The sequence below is a fragment of the Photobacterium lucens genome, assembly GCF_009873615.1.
GTDB lineage: Bacteria > Pseudomonadota > Gammaproteobacteria > Enterobacterales > Vibrionaceae > Photobacterium > Photobacterium lucens.
Map to the genome: position 1 here is coordinate 1 of NZ_SSMG01000425.1, position 2,159 is coordinate 2,159.

The following is a 2,159-nucleotide window of genomic DNA, read 5'->3' on the forward strand; positions in this document are numbered from 1 at the left end:
GTATTAGGTCTTTTATCAGGTCTATGCTGGATGAGTACGAAATACTACAACATATTGTTTTAAATAGTATTCGGATGAAGATTACACGGTAATAGTGTTATTACTGTTAAATACTAAGGAGAATGTAATGTCTATAATCACTTGGATTATTGTTGGTCTTATTGCTGGTGCGCTAGCTAAATGGTTGATGCCTGGAAATGATGGCGGCGGTTGGCTTGCTACATGTGGTTTAGGTATTGCGGGCTCTTTTGCTGGTGGTTTCCTAGGTTCTTTACTAGGTATTGGTGCATCAGGTTTTGTTGGTACAATCGTTGTTGCTACAGTTGGTGCATTAGTACTGCTATTTATCTATAACCGCTTTATTCGCTAGTTATACTCTCTATAAATTTGTAGAGTAATAACCAGTTAAAGTTAGAAGCCTAGCGTATGTTGATATGCTAGGCTTTTTTCATATATTTGAGCCAAGATGATTGATCACTTGTGGTTGGGATGAGGATTGTTTGGTGACAATAGTACTCCTCCAATGAGCAAGAGGCACAGGAAGTGGTAGCACTTTAAGTTGCTTGATGTATTCAATAACTTCAGGATGTTGATAGTGTTGTTGATTTAGCAAGCTATCACAATAACCAAGCATCGCTTCACTACATAATGGATAGTCATGCAAAATAGTTTGATACAGTGCGCTAGCGCGTTGTGGATCTTGCGCTAAATGGGCTTTTGCTGTTTCTAAATGGCTGACCAGTAATCGAATATTTTCGATGATCAGCTGTTTTTCTTTGAGTTGACTTAAGCGGTATTGGCTATGCCCATCGAGCTCTGAACGAGTCATTAGCACCTGATATATTTCGCCAATTAAACGGGTTTCGCCAAAACTGATCAGCATAGGTAGTGCATCTATCATCACAATGGACGGTGCTTGATGCATTACACCAAAAAAAGGTTTAAGCCCTTGAAATAGACGTCTTTTCGCTTTGGTGATTTGTTGATCGGTATAATTAATTCTTGCCATCACCACATTAGCGAAAGCATCGAGCAGATGACATTGCGTTTCCTGTAGTCGCTGCGTAGCAAATTGATGGATCTGCTTGATTTCATTTTGTAGTCGATAGCTATGCTGACTTGATAGTTGGTTTGCATAGATTTGCTCAAAAATAGCGGTGTATTCAGCAAAGTGAACCAACCATAGATTATCGATGATTGGCAAGTGAGTTGAGAGTGTCTTTCCTGCTTGGAGAAAGATCTCTATTTCGTTCATATCAGCAGCAAGCTGAGCAACCAGTAAGGCACGATGTGGGATCGTTGGAGTTAGTGCTAACCCTTGTTGGGCTATATCTAATGCACTTTCGAATTGCTTATTTTGTTGATAGAGATGTGCTAATTCATCATAGGCGTTGACACACAGAGGTACTTGTTTGATCAACAATTGCAGCTGTCTTATTGCTTCTTTGCTATTACCTTGTTTGGCTGCGAGTCGAGCTTCGATTAAAGCAAGCTTGTGATGTTGAGACCGTTGCTTAAAAAGCGTAAGTAATTGTTCTGCTTGTTGCCATTGTTTCTGCGCTATCAAAAGATCAAGTAATAGAGTCTCAATATGAAGGTTATGGCCTTGTTCTCGTAATAATTGGCGGCAAAGTTGAATCGCTTGCTCAATATTGTTTTGATCTAAGGCGTCATAAATAGGCTTTCTTTGTAAGCAAACATGATAAACGTTTCTAATTCGCTGCTTTAGTGTGCCGACATTAATGGGTTTCGTGAGGAAACAATCAGGATCGATGCCCATTGTGGTTGAAATAACCTCGGGTGAGCGATCGCCAGAGAAAAAAATCACACCACAATTTGAAGTAATAATATTTTTCTTACGCAGCAAGGTGAGCAGTTCACCACCATTGATGTTTTGATTGAGGTGAAAATCAAATAAAACAATATCGTAGCGATGGTTTTGACACAGCTGCAAGGCTTGCTGGTAGCAAGTGGCGATATCTATGGCTTTAATTGCGATTTTGTCTAAAACACTTTTGACCAATTGCGCACACGAAAGCTGATCATCAACGATGAGCACTTTTATGTTGTTCCACTTTTCTTGTTCTATTTCCGTGAAACTCGAAGTCATAACCTATCCATAGTGTTGTTATTACTGAATTTACTGTGTTCAATATGAC

At 39.4% G+C, this 2,159-nt stretch carries 2 protein-coding genes; one reads left to right on the forward strand and one right to left on the reverse strand.

Annotated elements, in window-relative coordinates:
* Window positions 1–127 precede the first annotated feature (127 nt).
* Complete coding sequence (locus E5A76_RS17230) at window positions 128–370, forward strand: GlsB/YeaQ/YmgE family stress response membrane protein (RefSeq protein ID WP_008987703.1); 243 nt, start codon at window positions 128–130, stop codon at window positions 368–370.
* 78 nt (window positions 371–448) lie between these two features.
* On the opposite strand, the gene E5A76_RS17235 is transcribed toward E5A76_RS17230, so the two are convergent.
* On the reverse strand, window positions 449–2,110 hold the full coding sequence (locus tag E5A76_RS17235; protein ID WP_161119683.1) for a response regulator: 1,662 nt from the start codon (window positions 2,108–2,110) through the stop codon (window positions 449–451).
* Window positions 2,111–2,159: the final 49 nt, after the last annotated feature.